The 15,268-nt window shown below is 71.0% G+C and carries 20 protein-coding genes; 16 read left to right on the forward strand and 4 right to left on the reverse strand.

Annotated features, from left to right (window positions below; genetic code table 11):
- Positions 1-6 precede the first annotated feature (6 nt).
- The 4 genes from ABZ876_RS06015 to ABZ876_RS06030 form a co-directional block, all read right to left on the reverse strand.
- The gene (locus ABZ876_RS06015; protein WP_361774901.1) at positions 7-1,116 is read right to left on the reverse strand and encodes a mannosyltransferase family protein; all 1,110 of its coding nucleotides are present in this window, start codon (positions 1,114-1,116) and stop codon (positions 7-9) included.
- Positions 1,117-1,305: 189 nt separating this feature from the next.
- The gene (locus tag ABZ876_RS06020; protein WP_361774904.1) at positions 1,306-2,505 is read right to left on the reverse strand and encodes a pyridoxal phosphate-dependent aminotransferase; all 1,200 of its coding nucleotides are present in this window, start codon (positions 2,503-2,505) and stop codon (positions 1,306-1,308) included.
- Between the two features lie 372 nt (positions 2,506-2,877).
- The gene (locus tag ABZ876_RS06025; RefSeq protein WP_361774907.1) at positions 2,878-3,270 is read right to left on the reverse strand and encodes a hypothetical protein; all 393 of its coding nucleotides are present in this window, start codon (positions 3,268-3,270) and stop codon (positions 2,878-2,880) included.
- Positions 3,271-3,840: 570 nt separating this feature from the next.
- Entirely contained in the window at positions 3,841-4,599 is a 759-nt protein-coding gene (locus tag ABZ876_RS06030) for a GntR family transcriptional regulator (RefSeq protein ID WP_361774910.1), read from the reverse strand.
- 189 nt (positions 4,600-4,788) lie between these two features.
- On the opposite strand from ABZ876_RS06030, the gene ABZ876_RS06035 reads away from it, so the two are divergent.
- From ABZ876_RS06035 to ABZ876_RS06110, 16 genes are all read left to right on the forward strand, one after another.
- Positions 4,789-5,118, forward strand: a complete 330-nt coding sequence (locus tag ABZ876_RS06035; RefSeq protein WP_361775591.1) for a hypothetical protein — start codon at positions 4,789-4,791, stop codon at positions 5,116-5,118.
- Positions 5,119-5,120: 2 nt separating this feature from the next.
- Positions 5,121-6,464 (forward strand): FtsK/SpoIIIE domain-containing protein, encoded by a 1,344-nt coding sequence (locus ABZ876_RS06040; protein ID WP_361774913.1) that lies wholly within the window; start codon positions 5,121-5,123, stop codon positions 6,462-6,464.
- 81 nt (positions 6,465-6,545) lie between these two features.
- Positions 6,546-6,764, forward strand: a complete 219-nt coding sequence (locus ABZ876_RS06045) for a hypothetical protein (RefSeq protein ID WP_361774916.1) — start codon at positions 6,546-6,548, stop codon at positions 6,762-6,764.
- 5 nt (positions 6,765-6,769) lie between these two features.
- The gene (locus ABZ876_RS06050) at positions 6,770-6,955 is read left to right on the forward strand and encodes a hypothetical protein (protein ID WP_361774919.1); all 186 of its coding nucleotides are present in this window, start codon (positions 6,770-6,772) and stop codon (positions 6,953-6,955) included.
- 73 nt (positions 6,956-7,028) lie between these two features.
- The gene (locus ABZ876_RS06055; protein WP_361774922.1) at positions 7,029-7,673 is read left to right on the forward strand and encodes a DUF2637 domain-containing protein; all 645 of its coding nucleotides are present in this window, start codon (positions 7,029-7,031) and stop codon (positions 7,671-7,673) included.
- 20 nt (positions 7,674-7,693) lie between these two features.
- On the forward strand, positions 7,694-7,879 hold the full coding sequence (locus tag ABZ876_RS06060) for a hypothetical protein (RefSeq protein ID WP_361774925.1): 186 nt from the start codon (positions 7,694-7,696) through the stop codon (positions 7,877-7,879).
- Between the two features lies 1 nt (position 7,880).
- Complete coding sequence (locus tag ABZ876_RS06065; protein ID WP_361774928.1) at positions 7,881-8,066, forward strand: mobile element transfer protein; 186 nt, start codon at positions 7,881-7,883, stop codon at positions 8,064-8,066.
- Positions 8,067-8,085: 19 nt separating this feature from the next.
- On the forward strand, positions 8,086-8,388 hold the full coding sequence (locus ABZ876_RS06070) for a SpdD protein (protein ID WP_361774931.1): 303 nt from the start codon (positions 8,086-8,088) through the stop codon (positions 8,386-8,388).
- Positions 8,389-8,481: 93 nt separating this feature from the next.
- Entirely contained in the window at positions 8,482-8,661 is a 180-nt protein-coding gene (locus ABZ876_RS06075; protein WP_361774934.1) for a hypothetical protein, read from the forward strand.
- The gene (locus tag ABZ876_RS06080) at positions 8,661-8,867 is read left to right on the forward strand and encodes a hypothetical protein (RefSeq protein WP_361774937.1); all 207 of its coding nucleotides are present in this window, start codon (positions 8,661-8,663) and stop codon (positions 8,865-8,867) included. The genes ABZ876_RS06075 and ABZ876_RS06080 overlap by 1 nt, the downstream gene beginning before the upstream one ends.
- Positions 8,868-8,872: 5 nt before the next feature.
- A complete protein-coding gene (locus tag ABZ876_RS06085; RefSeq protein WP_361774940.1) occupies positions 8,873-9,043 on the forward strand; it encodes a hypothetical protein in 171 nt (56 codons plus the stop codon).
- A gap of 11 nt (positions 9,044-9,054) precedes the next feature.
- Complete coding sequence (repSA, locus tag ABZ876_RS06090; RefSeq protein ID WP_361775594.1) at positions 9,055-10,437, forward strand: replication initiator protein RepSA; 1,383 nt, start codon at positions 9,055-9,057, stop codon at positions 10,435-10,437.
- On the forward strand, positions 10,434-10,631 hold the full coding sequence (locus tag ABZ876_RS06095; RefSeq protein ID WP_361774943.1) for a helix-turn-helix domain-containing protein: 198 nt from the start codon (positions 10,434-10,436) through the stop codon (positions 10,629-10,631). The genes repSA and ABZ876_RS06095 overlap by 4 nt, the downstream gene beginning before the upstream one ends.
- Positions 10,631-11,893, forward strand: coding sequence for a site-specific integrase (locus ABZ876_RS06100; protein ID WP_361774946.1), 1,263 nt, complete (start codon positions 10,631-10,633; stop codon positions 11,891-11,893). Before ABZ876_RS06095 ends, ABZ876_RS06100 begins: the two co-directional genes overlap by 1 nt.
- A gap of 1,029 nt (positions 11,894-12,922) precedes the next feature.
- Entirely contained in the window at positions 12,923-13,480 is a 558-nt protein-coding gene (locus tag ABZ876_RS06105) for a DUF2617 family protein (protein WP_361774949.1), read from the forward strand.
- 64 nt (positions 13,481-13,544) lie between these two features.
- Positions 13,545-15,206, forward strand: coding sequence for a polyamine aminopropyltransferase (locus tag ABZ876_RS06110; RefSeq protein WP_361774951.1), 1,662 nt, complete (start codon positions 13,545-13,547; stop codon positions 15,204-15,206).
- Positions 15,207-15,268: the final 62 nt, after the last annotated feature.

Genomic DNA, 15,268 nt, shown 5'->3' on the forward strand with positions numbered 1-15,268 from the left:
ACCCGGCTAGAGGGGCGACCGGGCCAGCACCACCAGATACGCCCCATAGGCGAACGAGAGCCCGGCCAGGGCGCCCGCCACGACGGCGGCGTGCCACGGCCGGGCTCTCGCCGTCCGTACCAGCGCCCGCGCCACCACGATCAGCAGCGGGAACGCCGGCAGCAGAAAGCGCGGCTTGGACTCGAAGAAGCCCGAGCCGCCGAACGCGATCACCAGCAGGACGCCGCTGTAGACGACGAGCGGAAGCGGGGCGCGGTCCGCGATCAGCAGCGCGAAGAGCACTCCGCTCACCACGACGATCACCAGCGCGATCGGGAACAGCAGCCGGGTGCCGTGCAGCAGCATGTGCTCCGTGAAGCGCAGGGCGCCGCGCCCGAAGTCGAAGCGTGAGCCCCACAGCCGCTGCACGGTGAAGTAGCCGCCGAGCGGATCGCCCCTGCGGCTGCCGACCCACAGCACATAGCCACTCCAGCCGAGGGGCGCGAGCGCCGCGCCCGTCCACAGCCTGGGGGAAACCCCGCGCCCGCGCGCCCGCCACACCTCGTGCGACGCCGCGGAGAGCACCGCCGCCGCGACCGCGATCCCGTTGGGACGGGACAGGCCCGCGAGCGCCGCCAGCACGCCCGCCCACACCCAGCGCCCGCTCAGGACCGCGTACAGCGACCAGGCCGCGCACGCCGTCATCACGGGCTCGGTGTAGGCCATCGACAGCACGACGGAGTGCGGCAGCAGACCCCACAGTCCGACCAGGACGGTGGCCACGGCGGGTCCGTACAGCCGTACGCCGAGCAGATAGATCCCGTACGCGGCGGCCGCGGCGGCCGTCCACGACACCACAAGGGCCGCCCTGACGCCGTCGAGCGGGGTGAGGAGGGCGACCGTGCGGACCAGCCCCGGATAGAGCGGGAAGAACGCCAGATCGCTGTGGATGCCGGTGCGGTTGCGGTGGGTGAGTCCGTAGCCGTGCTCGGCGATCCCCAGGTACCAGACGGAGTCCCAGGAGCGGCCCAGCAGGAGCAGCGGGTGCTTGCCCGCGGACCGGGCGACGAGGGCGAGCACCAGACCACCGCACAGCCGCGCGGTGAAGAACAGCCCGAGGGCCGTCGTGGCCGTCACAGGCAGCCGCCACCCGGCCCCGGCCGGACGGGCTCGGTCGCTGTCCCGCGGGCCTCGCGTGGTGGGGGCCGGGATGGTCCTGGCGTCGGTCACACCGGAACCATGCGACGATCACACCCGATTTGCGAACCTTGCGCGGCCATGAGGGCAACGAATTCCCGCGTACGGCGCGCCCCCGGACGATGGGGGTCAGCCGGCCAGGGACTTCAGCCGCCGGACGGCCTCCTCCAGGACCTCGGTGCGTTTGCAGAAGGCGAAGCGGACGAAGGGGGCGCCGGACTCGCGGTGGTCGTAGAAGACCGTGTTCGGGATGGCGACGACCCCCGCGCGTTCGGGCAGGGCCCGGCAGAAGGCCAGACCGTCGCTGTCGCCGAGGGGGCGGATGTCGGTGGTGATGAAGTACGTGCCCGCGGGCCGGAACACCGCGAACCCCGCCTCCGTGAGCCCGGTCGCCAGCAGGTCGCGCTTGGCGCGCAGATCCGCGCGGAACGCCTCGAAGTACGTCTCCGGAAGCGCGAGCGCCTCGGCGACGGCGTACTGGAACGGCCCGGACGACACATACGTCAGGAACTGCTTGGCCGAGCGCACCGCCGTGACGAGCCCGGGCGCCGCCGTCACCCAGCCGACCTTCCACCCCGTGAAGGAGAACGTCTTCCCCGCCGACGAGATGGTGACGGTCCGTTCCCGCATGCCCGGGAAGGTCGCGAGCGGCACATGCTCGGCGTCGTCGAAAACCAGGTGCTCGTACACCTCGTCCGTGACGACGAGCAGATCCCGCTCGACGGCCAGCTCGGCGATCGCGGCCAGCTCCTCGCGGGTGAGCACGGTGCCGGTCGGGTTGTGCGGGGTGTTGATCAGCAGCAGCCGGGTGCGGTCGGTGACCGCGTCGCGCAGCTCGTCCAGGTCGAGGCGGAAGCTCGCGCCCCCGTCGTGGTGCGGCCGAAGCGTGACCGGCACGCGCACGCCGCCCGCCATGGCGATGCAGGCGGCGTACGAGTCGTAGTACGGCTCCAGCGCGATCACCTCGTCGCCGGGCTCCAGCAACGCCAGCAGGGTCGCGGCGATCGCCTCGGTGGCGCCCGCGGTGACCAGCACCTCCGTGTCGGGGTCGCATTCGAGGCCGTACCGCCGCCGCTGGTGCTCGGCGACGGCGGTGCGCAGCTCGGGGACGCCGGGGCCCGGCGGGTACTGGTTGCCGCGCCCGTCCCGCAGCGCCCGCACGGCGGCCTCGCGGACCTGTTCCGGCCCGTCGGTGTCCGGGAAGCCCTGGCCGAGGTTGATGGATCCGGTGCTCATGGCGAGGGCCGACATCTCGGCGAAGATCGTCGTCCCGAACTCGGCGAGCCGACGGTTGAGGAAAGGGCGCGCGCTGGAGGTCATGGCCGCCATCCTGCGCCGAAGCTCTGGGGTTCCTCAACTCTGCTTCACTGATGGGCACCCGTGCTGGCACCCGAACCATCATCGCTGAGCAGGGGAAGGGCTGTCGTCGACTGTCGTCATCTGTCGTCGTCGGCCGCCCTCGGACGGCCCACAGACGGCCCAGCGCTCACACGCCGCCTGATGCAGGCTTTGAGGTCTGGCCTCATCCTTATCAGGTCGATCATGGGGGTTCGCCAACGTCGACCAACCGCCCCTGCGCCTCGGCCGATCGTCCTCTGGGGTCCGGCGTCGGCCGCTGCTGTTCGGGCTTGTTGGTGTCAGCCGCTGGTGTCAGCTGTCGCACTCGGTCTTGACAAAGGGAGCCTCGCCGTTGGACACACATCACTTCGGCGTCGCGTCTTCGCAGCTCTCCGAAACTTCCACCACCTCGAAGACGACCGGGTACTCGGTGATCTGCTGGTTGGGGCCAGGCTGGGAGTCGCAAATCTTCCACGCAGCCGGGTCGTCCACCGCACGCCCCTGTCCGCTCGCGTCCTTGAAGACCATGTCGAGTTCGGAGCTCATCTGCTCGTACGCACGCCCGGCGTTGCCGCCGATGACATCGGGCATGGTGGCGCTGACCGGCTTGAGGTCTGCCGAACGACGCGTCTCAGCGGCCCCCGAGCTGGTCGTGGTGCTCGCCGAGACGTCCGGCGCGGATGACGCTCCGCAGGCGGTGACTGAGGCCAGAAGCGTGGCTGCGAGGGCGGGTCTCAGAAGCTTGGTGAAGGTCATGTTCTCCCCAGCGTGACGGCAGTTCGGAACGGTATTCAATCCGATGGCCGTGTCCAGTCGCAGCTCGGCCGGCGGAACGGCTCGGGACGAGTGATCGCGGCCAAGCCTGTCCCTGCCACCTTTCCCACCACCAACCCCAGCTCCCATCCCGTCCGCCGTCGACCCACACACCGTGGAGCGGGCGTGGTTCATGGCGTCCAGGTGGAGCGCGCCACTGTACGAACGACCTGGACGCCATGGGCCGCGTCTGCTCGGCTCTGCCTGGGTCGATGGCGGACGGGATGGGAGCACCCCACGCACGCCACTACCTGCCCGCAGTCGGCAACGGTGTCCCCTCCATCCCGGTGCCGGCCGATCCCCCGCCGGAGGCATTGCCTTGGCCGTGGGCCGCGCTATGCGGTGATCGACTCATGGCCTCCGGCCCTATCCACGTGTGGGCGCGCGTCGGCGCAGCGCGGGCGGAGCGGGCCGAAGGCAGGAGCGTCGCCCGCAGCGGAGCCGGGAAGCGCGCCCGGCGGAGCGGAGCGCAGCCGGGGCTTGATGAGGTAGAGAAACCTGTAACAGCCCAGGTCACGCGTCGAAGTCGTACTCCAGGATGTACGAGGCGGCGTCGAGCGTCATCTCGTTGATCTCGACGGGGCGGCCTTCGTCTGCGAAGGCGGTCCGGCAGATGAGGATGACAGGCGTGCCCGCGGACATGCTCAACTGTGCCGTCTCGTGCTTCGAGGGCATGCGTGAGCGGATCTCTTCGCGGAAGTGCACTGGCTTGTAACCGAGCTCGGCAAGACGGGCGTATGTTCCGCCTGGCCCGGTGTCTTCCTGGGTGATCGCCGATCCTGCGACCACCGAAGTGGGAAGGTAGCTCGTCGCGAGAAGAACGGGCTTCCCGTCCAAGACGAACCGCCGGCGCCGCACACAGACGGTGTCTTCCTCCCCCAGATCCAAAACCTGTCCGACGCGTTCCGGTGCCGCTTCTTCCGACACCGTCACCTGGTCGACCACCAGCGTGCGGTTCTCGATGTCGGCAGACCAGATAGACCGGCCGCTTCCCCACTGCTCCTGCGCTAGCCGCTGGATGCCTTTGCGCCTCAGGGGACGGAAGGCTCGTACGAACACGCCCGCTCCCTTGCGGGCCTCCGCAACCCCTTCGTCCTTGAGCACACTCAGGGCCTGGCGGGCCGTCATGCGCGCCACGCCATGCGTGGCCATCAGCTCGTTTTCCCCCGGAAGCCGATCACCGGGACCGTACTCGCCCGACTCGATCGCTTCGCGCAGAGCGTCCGCGATCTTCTGGTACTTCGGCCGACGGTCGTCGTCGGTGTTGGTCATTCCGGAGCCCTCCTCTCTTCTCTAGACAGCCTAGGCCATACGTGAGGCACCTGCTCAGTGCGTGTAGCCGCAATCTGGCGCCCCGAACATCTCTAGACATCTCGGTTGACGTCTCTAGAGATCTGCGCTCCAATGGAGATGTCTAGAGAGGTCGCGATGGGCGGCCTCCTCGGTACGAGGGATGTGCTCATGCCGTCGTTCAAGATCGATCTGTCGACTGCTGTGGTGTTCGTGGCGACCGCGCCGGAACCGAAGCTGGTCAACAAGAAGACCGGGGAGCGGGCCGTGGACCGGGAGACCGGTGCGGGCCTGTCGACCGTGGGCCTGCTGGTCTCGGATGAGGGGGAGGGAAACCTCTACCAGGTGACCATCCCGGAGACGGGTCTCCCCGAAGGGCTGGCGCCGGGTATGCCGGTGCGGGTGGTCGGCCTGAAGGCCAGGGACTGGGAGAACGAGTTCAACGGTCAGAAGCGGCACGGGATCTCGTTCCGCGCGGTCGCGATCACCGCGGGGGTCTGACCATGACCGACCTCACGATGTGGCTGGAAGCCACGGGCGCCTTAGCGGGTGCCGGTGGCCTGGGCTACGCGAAGGTACGCGCCCCGCGCGTTTACTGGTCGCTGGTCGGCGCGCCGGTCACCTGGGGCCGGTTCACCTGGACCTACCGGTCCACGATGGAGGTGTGCGGGCTGACGGTGCGGCCGTCCGGGCTGCGGGCCTTCATGACCCGCAACGTCGCCCGGCGTGAGGTCCGCCCGGTGCCACCGAAGGTCCGCCGGGTCCGCCCTACCTCTACCGGCCTGCGGGTCTCCCTCCGGCTCCCGGCCGGACTGGAACCGGCGGATGTCGCCGCGTCCTCGGAGCGGCTGCGCCACGCGTGGGGCGTGCGGTCGGTGATCGTCGCGGAGACCAAGCCGGGCTACGTGGAACTGCGCATGACCGGTTACGACGTGCTCAAGCGGGTGCGTCTGCCGCGCTCGGTGCAGTCCCGTGACCTGGTGGTGCCAGTGGCGCTGCGCGAGGACGGTTCGGTATTCGAGCGGGACTACCGCAAGGTCCCCATGGCACTGACGCTGGGCGCGAACGGGTCCGGCAAGTCGATGTATCAGCGCAACCTGATCAAGGGGCTGGCCCGGCTGCCGGTCGGCCTGGTCGGCATCGACTGCAAACGCGGCGTCGAACAGAGCCGCTACGCGCCCCGCCTGTCCGCCCTGGTCACCACCCCAGACGACGCCTCCAACCTGCTCGATGCGCTGGTAGGCGAGATGGAAGACCGCTTTGACCTGCTCGCCGAGCACGGGGCGTCGGATGTGTGGGAACTCCCTGACGCGGTGCGGCCGGTGCCCCTGGTCGTCCTGGTCGACGAGGTCGCAGAGCTGTTCTTGGTCACCTCGAAGAAGGAGGAGGAGCGCCGGGACCGCTCAGTCATGCAGATGGTCCGACTGGGTCAGATGGCCCGCGCGGTCGGCATCTTCCTGGAGGTCTGCGGCCAGCGCTTCGGCTCGGACCTGGGCAGGGGCGCGACCGCGCTGCGCGCACAGCTCACCGGGCGTGTGGTGCACCGGGTCAATGACAAGCAGACGGCCGAGATGGGGTTGGGTGACATCGCGCCGGATGCCGTGATGGCTGCGACCACGATCGCCCCGGACCGCCCCGGCGTGGCGGTGGCCGGTGACACCTCCGGCGGCTGGTCCCGCATCCGCACCCCCGAGACGTCCACGGATGACGTCGTGGCCGTGTGCCGCCAGTACGCCGACCTCACCCCGGAACTGCCGTTCCTGGCCCCGTTCCGGCCGACCGTCCGCCCCGCCCCGGCGCCTGAGCCGGTGCCGCCGCTGGTCAAGCCGCACCCGGTCACCGAGTAACCCCCTGCACTTTCCCGGTCGGCGCGACCGCCTTCGCGCCAGGTCCCTACCCCCGCCATGCCTGAAACCGGGAGGACCCCGATGCACCGCAAGCCCTGGTACGAGTACGACTCGACCGAACGGGACGACGCCAACCGGCTCGGCGTCCTGTTCGAGACCCTGCTCAACCACCTGCACCAGCACCCCGAGCGGGACGCCTTCATCGCCACCCTGGCCAGCGCGTTCAACGCCGAGTTCGCCGACCGCGCGGCCGGTGCCTATCCGCCGGTCGGCCACGGATACCCCCGGCTAGAGGTGTGATCACCGTGGCCACCACCGGTAAGCGCACCCGCCGCCCGGCACCCAAGCCGCCAAAGTGCCCCGACTGCGGCGGCAAGGGCGAGATCGCCGAAACCGTCCGCGTCGGCGCCCGCAAGGGCCGCCCCACCGAAGACCGGCAAGGCGCCCTGTGCCTGACCTGCCTGGGTACCGGCGAAGCCCCCACCGACTGACCCGCCCGGAGCCGGGCGGCGGACACGTTCCCTGCCCCGCTCCGGCCCGACCCCTTGAGAGGGAGGTGAGGGCATGCCCCGCTCGATCCGCCTGGATGCCCTTCTGGTGCAGGCAGTGATTGCCGGTTCACTGTCCTTCGCCCACCTGCACGACCTTGCCGCAGCGGCCGGACAGACCGGCTGGAAAGCCTGGGCCTACCCGGTCTCGGTCGACCTGCTCCTGGTCGCCGTGTGGCGACGGCTCCGCACCGACGGCCCGTCCCGCCTGGCCTGGATCTGGTTCCTCGTGGCCCTGGTCGCCTCGCTCGGCGCCAACATCGCCACCGCCGGACTCCTCGACCTGGGTCACGTCCCGGCCTGGCTACGCATCCTCGTCGCCGGATGGCCTGCCCTGGCCTTCCTCGGCGGCACCCTGCTCACCCACACCCACGCCGACGACCGGGAGCCAGCTCTGCCGGCACCCGCTGCCCCGGCCCCCGAGCCCACCGAACCGGCCCCGGAAGGCAAGCGCAAGCCGGTCACCACTCCGGAGCCCGCCCCTGCTCTGCCGCAAGCGGCCCCGGCTCCGCCGGTGCCCCCGGCTCTGATCGACCACGCCCGCAAGGTCGCGGCTGACCACCGCACCCGCACCGGCACGGACATCGACACCGCCACCCTGCGCGCCCGTCTCGGGGTCCCCGAAGACCTCGCTGGAGCCATCGCCGCACAACTTGCCTGACACGAAAGGGAGATCAGTCCATGCCGCTGTTCAACTTCAACCGCCCATCCGACTACGTGGAAGCGGCGCGGGAGATGGCCGACTCGGGTCGGGCGACCTTGGCTCGGCTGCTCGCCGAAGAGGCTGCCGACCGCACCCCGGACCCGCACGACGCGGCCCGCATCCTCGCTGAGTTCCCCGGCCGCAGTCTCCGGAAGGAGGGCTGACATGCGCCCGAACCGCTTCTACGACGTGATCCAGATAGGTCCCGTCCAGGTCGGCTCGTATCACAACGGCCGCGGCCAGACCCGGCACACCGCAGCCTGCACCGCCCCCGGCTGCGGCTTCTCCACCGAGCACCGCAACCGCTCGGCCGCCGAACTCGCCGCCCGCACCCACCGCTGCACGCCCTGACCCGAGAGGAGACCCGCCCGTGTTCACCCCGAAGTACCCGCCCCCGGACACCGCCCCCACCACGCCGACCACGCCGCAGCGGTCCGCAACGACGGCCCCGGTTCCGGCCGCGCAGACCAGCCCGACCCCGGGTACGAACCGGCCCACCGTCCAGCTCACCCCCAGCAGCGCGCTCGCCCTCGCCGCCGGTGGCGGAGCCGTGGTCCTGGTCGTCGGCACCGTCCTGGTCTCACTGCTGCTCGCCGTGGCCATCACCGGCGTCTCCGTCGCTGTGGTCGCCGTCGTCCTGCGCCTGCTCGTCAAGGACCTGCACAAGCACTGACGGCCCCCGGAGCGGCCTCGGTCGCCAAACTTCCGCCGCTCCGGGCGCCTGGACCTCTTCCAGATCCAAGGGACCCGAAAGGGAGACCACATCATGCCCCAGCACGCCCCCAGCACGCCCGTCTGCCGCGACTGCGACGGCTTCGCCATCGCCACCATCACCACCGGCACCCGCCACCGCGACGGCACCCGCGCCACCCTCCGCGTCACCTGCCCGGCCTGCAAGGGCACCGGCACCGCTCACCTGGTGCGCAAGCAGGAGGTGACCGTCTGATGCCCCGCCGCTGGAGCCTCGGCGTCGACCGCATCCACTCCGATGGGCTGGATGGCGACTACGACCGCCTGAAGAAAACCGCCAAAGCGCACAAGCTGCACGACAGCAAGCGGGATGCGAAGCCCACTCGCACCGGTCGCACGGAACTGTCCGGTCCGTCCGACAGCCAGGCCAGCAGCCCGCAGAAGCGGCGTTGGGGCCGGTGATCACCGTGGCCCTCCTGAACTGGCGCTCTGCCGACCACTACGACCACACCGGCGACCAGCCCTGCGTGATCTGCACCAAGCCCACTCCGTTGCGCTCCGACCGCGGCAAGCCCGTCCACAAGGTGTGCGCGGAGGAGTGGATCGACCAGCACTCCCGGAAGGAGAACGACGAGTGACGACCGCCGCCATGGCGGGCCTGGACCCGGCCACCCTCGCCGACGTGCTGAGGGTCGCTGGGTCCGGCGACTTCGACCGCTGGCAAGCACAGATCCGCCGTACCGGCGGCTGCGCCGACCCGATCCGGCTCACGGGCGCAACCAAGACGATCGACTCGGCCACCGGCACGGTCCTGCACTCCTACACCACCGACCACGAACCGGGCGGCACGCTCCGGATCGCCTGCGGCAACCGCCGCGCCTCCCGCTGCCCCGCCTGCGCCTGGACCTACGCCGGAGACACCTACCACCTGATCCGCGCCGGGCTGACCGGAGACACCGACAAGGGCACCCCGCACACCGTGCGCGATCACCCCCGCGTCTTCGCCACCCTCACCGCACCCTCGTTCGGTCCCGTCCACAACCGCCCTGGAGACCGGCCCTGCCGCTGCGGCATCCGCCACGGCGAGGACGCGCCGGAGCTGGGCACCCCACTGGACCCGGCGACGTACGACTACGCGGGTGCCGTGCTGTGGAACAACCACGCCTCCGAGCTGTGGCGCTACTTCACGATCTACCTGCGCCGCGAGATCGCCCGCCGCGCCGGACTGACCCAAAAGGCCGCCCGCGAACAGTCCCGCGTTTCCTTCGGCAAGGTCGCTGAGTACCAAAAACGCGGAGCCGTCCACTTCCACGCCGTAATCCGCTTCGACGGACCCGAGGGGCCAGACACCCCACCCCCGGCCTGGGCCACGCTCGAGCTGCTCGCCGACGCCATCCGCGCCGCCGCGGCCCGCGTCACGGTCGACGTGCCACCCGTCGGTGACCAGCCAGCGCGCACCCTGCGCTGGGGCACACAGCTCGACGTCCAGCCGATCGGCGCCTTCGGCAACGGTGAGGAGATCACCGAACAGGCCGTGGCCTCCTACGTGGCCAAGTACGCCACCAAGGCGGCCGAGACCACCGGCACCGTGGACCGCCGCATCGGCAACAAAGAGGCCCTCGTCCTGCTCGGCGTGCCCGACCACCCCCGCCGACTGATCGAGGCGTGCCTCGACCTGCACGCGCTCTACCCGGACCGCAAGTTACGGGACTGGGCTCACATGCTCGGCTTCCGCGGCCACTTCTCCACCAAGTCCCGCCGCTACTCCACCACCCTCGGCGCACTCCGCCAGGCCCGCGCCGACTACCGCGCAGCCCAGCAATGCGCCGCCCTCGGCCTGCCCGACCCTGACGACAACCCGGAGGCAACCACGCTCACGCTCGCCCACTGGACCTACGCCGGACATGGCCACACCCCCGGCGAATCCTGGCTCGCCGCGTCGATCGCACGGGATATCCGACTGAACCGAGAGATCGCACGCGAAGCCCTGGCCGAACTGCCCGACGCAGATGGCTGGGAGGTGTGCGCATGAGTCTCCCGCTGCCGGACCAGTACCTGACCCCGGAAGACCTCGTGACGCTGCTGCGCCTGCCCAGTGTCGAGACCGTCTATCAGTGGCGCCGTAAGGACATCGGACCGCGAGGCTTCCGGGTCGGCCGATACCTCCGCTTCGACCCCGAGGACGTCCGGGCCTGGGTTGAGTCCCTGATGGAAGGGGCCGCCTGATGGCCGGACACATCCAAGACCGCTGGTACAAGACCGAGACCGGACCGGATGGCAAGTCCGTCAAGGTCAAGACCGAGCGTTACGGCACCGGCATGCGCTACCGCGCTCGATACATCGGTCCCGACGGCGCCGAGAAGTCCAAGAGCTTCCCCGACGGCAAGAAGCGTCTTGCGGAGAAGTGGCTCAGTGCCATCGAGACGGACATGACGCGCGGTCAGTACACCGACCCCAAGTCCATGCAGATCACGTTCCGGCAGTACGCCGAGAAGTGGTTGGACAGCAAGACACCCAGCGCGACGGCCAGGAAGGAACTCGGCCGGCGCCTGAGGCTGCACGCCTACCCGGTGCTCGGCTCCCGACCGGTCGGGACCTTCCGGCCTGAGCACATCAGGCAGTTCCTCGCTGCCCTGGAAGCGAAGCCCGGAGTGGGTCCTTCCTACGCCCGGAACATCTTCGCGGACGTTCAGTCGGTCCTGTCTGCCGCTGTCGATGACTCGTTGTTGTCGCGCAACCCGTGCAGCGCACGGAGCGTCCGGCGACCCAAGCGTGACGCGCATCCCGTGGTCCCGTGGGTGCCCGCCCAGGTGTTCGCCGTTCGAGCGGCCCTTCTGGAGCGGTACCAAGCGATGGTCGATGTCGGCGCCGGATGCGGTCTGCGCCAGGGCGAGGTGTTCGGGCTGGCTGAGGACGCCATCGACGTCGACGGACGCACACTCCATGTCGTCCGACAGATCAAGCACGTGGAAGGGCGCCCGGTCTTCGCTCTCCCAAAGGGCGGCAAGAAGCGGGCCGTGCCGTTGCCTGACTCTGTGGCGCAAGCCCTCCGGGCGCACATGGACGCCTGCAAGCCCGCAGAGATCACGTTGCCGTGGGACGTGCCGGAGGGGCCGAAGGTATCCGCCCGACTGATCTTCACGGCTGAGCAAGGAGGCATGGTGTGGCGGAGCAACTTCAACGGCAAGGAGTGGAAGCCCGCTCTCGCGGTCGCGGGCCTCATCCCGGAAGCGGACGATCGCGGCAAGTACGACTCGGCACGTGAGCACGGCATGCATGCCCTCCGGCACTTCTACGCCTCCGCGCTGTTGGACGCGGGCGAGAACATCAAGGCCGTCAGCGAGTACATGGGGCATGCCGACCCGGCGCTGACGCTGCGGGTGTATGCCCACCTGATGCCGGACAGTCGCGAGCGTGCCCGGCGTGCCATCGACACCGTGTTTCAGGGTGCCTCGCAGGAAGACCACGGCCCACAGACGGCCCAGTGAGCTTCGGACGGCCCCTGATCTGCCTTTCTGTGCAGGTCAGGGGCCTTTTTTTCATGCGTGACCCTCAGAAGTTCCTCAACTCTGCTTTGGCCGGCGGAGCGCGAGGGCATCCCCCCTGCACCCGGGAACACGGAGGGGCCCGCGGGGGCCGCCCGGGGGATTTCGAAAGGGGGATGAGGCCATGAACCTCGGTATCGGTCTGGCGATCGTCTGCGTCGGTCTCGTGGTGTGCCTGGTGGTGTCCGCCCGCAGGCGCGGCCGGAAGGCGGCGCCGCGGCCGGCGGCACGAGGAGCGAGGGCACGGACGCGGGGGCTTTCCCGGAGCGGCAGCAGCGACAGCGGCGCCGGCTGGTGGGCCGGGGGAGCCGCGGGCGACTCCTCGTCGGGCGGCGGCCACCACTCCGGGGGGCACCACTCCTGCGGTGGGGGCCACTCGTCCTGCGGGTCGTCCTGCGGATCGTCGTGCGGCGGGGGCGGTTGCGGCGGGGGCAGCTGACAGGGGGGCGGCTGCGGGGGCGAGTGACTGGGGGACGGCTGACGGGCGGAAGTGGCTGGGGAGAACGGCTGACGGGGAGGGGGGGCTGGGGGGATGGCTGACGGGGGCGGCTGACAGGGGGCGGCCGGCCGAGTGCGGCGGCGAGTCCGGCCGACCGAGGGAGCGCCCGGGTGCGTGCCGTTCACGCCGTGTGCGGCCGCGCGCCCGGCCGAGGGCCGCAGAGGCGCATTTCCCGGCCTGGCCAATGCCCCTGGCGTACGCCGTAGTTGAACAGTTGCGCTGTGGAGCCCTCGGGGGGATGGAAACCGGGTGGTCTTGGGTAAAAACGCTGTGGCGACGCCATAGTTCATGATTCCCTTTCAACCATCGAAGCAGCCCGCGGACGCCCTTCGGACACCTGTCCCGCAGGCGTCCTTCCCCACCGGGCCAACCGGACGTACCACCCGACTGGCCGGGCCGGCCCCGTCCGCCGGCGCCACGACCGGGGTACGCCGATCCCCACTCCTCACTTTGCGTGCTAGCGGAGCCGATCCATGCTCACGACCCTGAACACCTCCTACACCGACACGCGTGCGGCCGACCTCGCCTGGACCCTGGGCCGTGAGCCGCTGCCCGCACTTGCCACACTCGACCTCGAACTGTCCGGCACGCGGCTTCAGTTGAGACTCCTCGGCGCGTCCCACCAGGTACTTGTCGAGGAGGAGCGGGGCGTCTGTTCGGAGACGGTGGCGTGCATCGCGGGCTCCAGCACCCCGCTGCCGCTGGGTGTCGCCAAACGGATGGGCGACTGGGAGTACCAGTTCGCGGCCCGGGTCGAGGTTCTGTCCCCGGGCTCCTTCGCGGGCCGCGCCCAGGAGTTGCTGGCCCTGGTCTCCGACCATCCCCACGGCCTGGCCGGCGTCTTCCCCGGCAGCCCGCACGCGTTCACGGCGATGCTGGCCCGGCGCCACGAGGGCCAGATCCACTGGCGTACCTGGCACGCCTACCCCCAGGACGGCCAGTTGGTGGCGACCCGGACCAGGGTCGGGGTGAAGACGCCGGCGGCGCGGCCCGACGGCGACCAGTCCCGGCTCAGCCCCACCGGCGTGTGAAGCACGGCAGTTCCACACGTGTGGGTGACAAAGCCCGCAGCGCGCCTGACGTAGCGTTCCCACCGTGATCGAACCGCACGCGCCCGCACCACCCGGCGCGCCGCGCTCCTGGGGCGAGGGCGGCCAGAGTCGCGCGCGGCTGCCCGTACGCCCCGGCACCGGACGGTTCCTCGTCCTCGCCGGGGTGTTCGTCTGCGCGGCCTGCGGACTCGTGTACGAGCTCGAACTCGTCGCCCTGGCCTCGTATCTGATCGGCGACTCGGTCACCCAGGCCTCCGTCGTTCTCGCGGTGATGGTCTTCGCGATGGGCGTCGGCTCGCTCGCCGCGAAACGTCTCCGCTGCCGCGCCGCCGCCGGTTTCGGCGCGGTGGAGGCGGCGCTCGCGCTGGTCGGCGGCTCGAGCGCGATGGCCCTGTACGCGGCCTTCGCCTGGACGGGGGGCTGGGGCGGCCTCTGGTCCGGCGGCCCGCGCTGTCTGCTGGTCGGGTTCTCGCTCGCGATCGGCCTGCTCATCGGCGCCGAGGTGCCCCTGCTGATGGAGCTGATCCAGCGCATCCGCCGCCAGGACGCGGGCGGCGCGGTCGCGGACCTCTTCGCCGCCGACTACGTGGGCGCGCTGGTCGGCGGCCTCGCCTTCCCCTTCCTTCTGCTCCCACAGCTCGGCCAGGTCACGGGCGCCCTGCTCACCGGCGCGGTCAACGCGGTCGCGGGCGGCGCCCTGGTCCTCGGCCTGTTCCGGCGGGACCTGACCCGCCGCGGCCGCCGGCTGCTGCTGACCGCCAATGTGCTGGTGCTGGTGCTGCTCGGCACGGCCGCCGCTCTGGTGGACGACTTCGAGCGGGCCGCACGCCAGGCCGTCTACGGGGACCACGTCCGGATCGCGCTGCGCAGCGGCGTCCAGGAGGAGGTGCTCACCGGCGGCACCCGCGGCCGCCCCCTGGATCTCTTCGTCGACGGCCGGCTGCGGGTCGGCGGCAGCGACGAGCGCCTCTTCCACGAGGCACTCGTGCACCCCGCGATGAGCGACGGACCGCACGCGCGCGTGCTCGTCCTCGGCGGCGGCGACGGACTCGCGGCGCGCGAGGTGCTGCGCCGGCCGGGGGTGCGCCGGGTCGACGTCGTGGAACCGGACCCGGCGGTGGTTCTGCTGGCCCGACGGGACCGGGCCCTGTCCGCGCTGAACGGCCACGCCCTCGCGGACCCGCGGGTCCGGGTGTGGACGGGGGACGTGCTCTGCCGGCTCAGGCACCTCCGGGGGACCTACGACGTGCTGATCGCGGACCTCCCGGACCCGGGCATCACGGCGAGCACGAAGCTGTACTCACAGGAGTTCTACGGCCTGGCCCGCCGCGTCCTGGCGCCCGGCGGCCGCCTGGTGGTGCACGCGGGCCCGGTGACCTCCCGTCCGCGTGTCTTCTGGACGGTCGAGGCGACGATTCGGGCCGCGGGCCTGCGCACCGTCCCGTACCGGGTCGCCGCCGGCTCCCGGGGCACCGCGGGCGGCCCGTCCCGTCCCGAGGGCCCCACGGGCCTGTCCCGGGCCCCGGGCGAGTGGGGCTTCGTGCTCGCCGCCCGTACCCGGCCGGTCCTGACCCTGGACGGGGACGAGCCGTACCTGCCGGCCCTGACCCGGGCGTCCCTGCGGGCGGACGCCCGCGCGGCGGCGCGCACCCGGATGCCGGGTCTGCCGCCGTCGACGCTTGTGCACCCGAGGTACACACGCTGAGTCGCCGTTCTTCCCGGCCGTGTGAATCCCGGCATGCAGGGGTGCGGTTCGGGCCGCGCTGG

The organism is Streptomyces sp. NPDC046931 (assembly GCF_040644655.1).
Lineage (GTDB): Bacteria > Actinomycetota > Actinomycetes > Streptomycetales > Streptomycetaceae > Streptomyces.

Bases quoted from the DNA above. Each gene is read 5' to 3' on its own strand.
- ABZ876_RS06095 (WP_361774943.1), top strand. From the start codon at position 10,434: ATGAGTCTCCCGCTGCCGGACCAGTACCTGACCCCGGAAGACCTCGTG.
- ABZ876_RS06025 (WP_361774907.1), bottom strand. From the start codon at position 3,270: ATGACCTTCACCAAGCTTCTGAGACCCGCCCTCGCAGCCACGCTTCTG.
- ABZ876_RS06020 (WP_361774904.1), bottom strand. From the start codon at position 2,505: ATGGCGGCCATGACCTCCAGCGCGCGCCCTTTCCTCAACCGTCGGCTC.
- ABZ876_RS06030 (WP_361774910.1), bottom strand. From the start codon at position 4,599: ATGACCAACACCGACGACGACCGTCGGCCGAAGTACCAGAAGATCGCG.
- ABZ876_RS06035 (WP_361775591.1), top strand. From the start codon at position 4,789: ATGCCGTCGTTCAAGATCGATCTGTCGACTGCTGTGGTGTTCGTGGCG.
- ABZ876_RS06040 (WP_361774913.1), top strand. From the start codon at position 5,121: ATGACCGACCTCACGATGTGGCTGGAAGCCACGGGCGCCTTAGCGGGT.
- ABZ876_RS06055 (WP_361774922.1), top strand. From the start codon at position 7,029: ATGCCCCGCTCGATCCGCCTGGATGCCCTTCTGGTGCAGGCAGTGATT.
- ABZ876_RS06075 (WP_361774934.1), top strand. From the start codon at position 8,482: ATGCCCCAGCACGCCCCCAGCACGCCCGTCTGCCGCGACTGCGACGGC.
- ABZ876_RS06105 (WP_361774949.1), top strand. From the start codon at position 12,923: ATGCTCACGACCCTGAACACCTCCTACACCGACACGCGTGCGGCCGAC.
- ABZ876_RS06045 (WP_361774916.1), top strand. From the start codon at position 6,546: ATGCACCGCAAGCCCTGGTACGAGTACGACTCGACCGAACGGGACGAC.
- ABZ876_RS06060 (WP_361774925.1), top strand. From the start codon at position 7,694: ATGCCGCTGTTCAACTTCAACCGCCCATCCGACTACGTGGAAGCGGCG.
- repSA (WP_361775594.1), top strand. From the start codon at position 9,055: ATGGCGGGCCTGGACCCGGCCACCCTCGCCGACGTGCTGAGGGTCGCT.
- ABZ876_RS06080 (WP_361774937.1), top strand. From the start codon at position 8,661: ATGCCCCGCCGCTGGAGCCTCGGCGTCGACCGCATCCACTCCGATGGG.
- ABZ876_RS06065 (WP_361774928.1), top strand. From the start codon at position 7,881: ATGCGCCCGAACCGCTTCTACGACGTGATCCAGATAGGTCCCGTCCAG.
- ABZ876_RS06100 (WP_361774946.1), top strand. From the start codon at position 10,631: ATGGCCGGACACATCCAAGACCGCTGGTACAAGACCGAGACCGGACCG.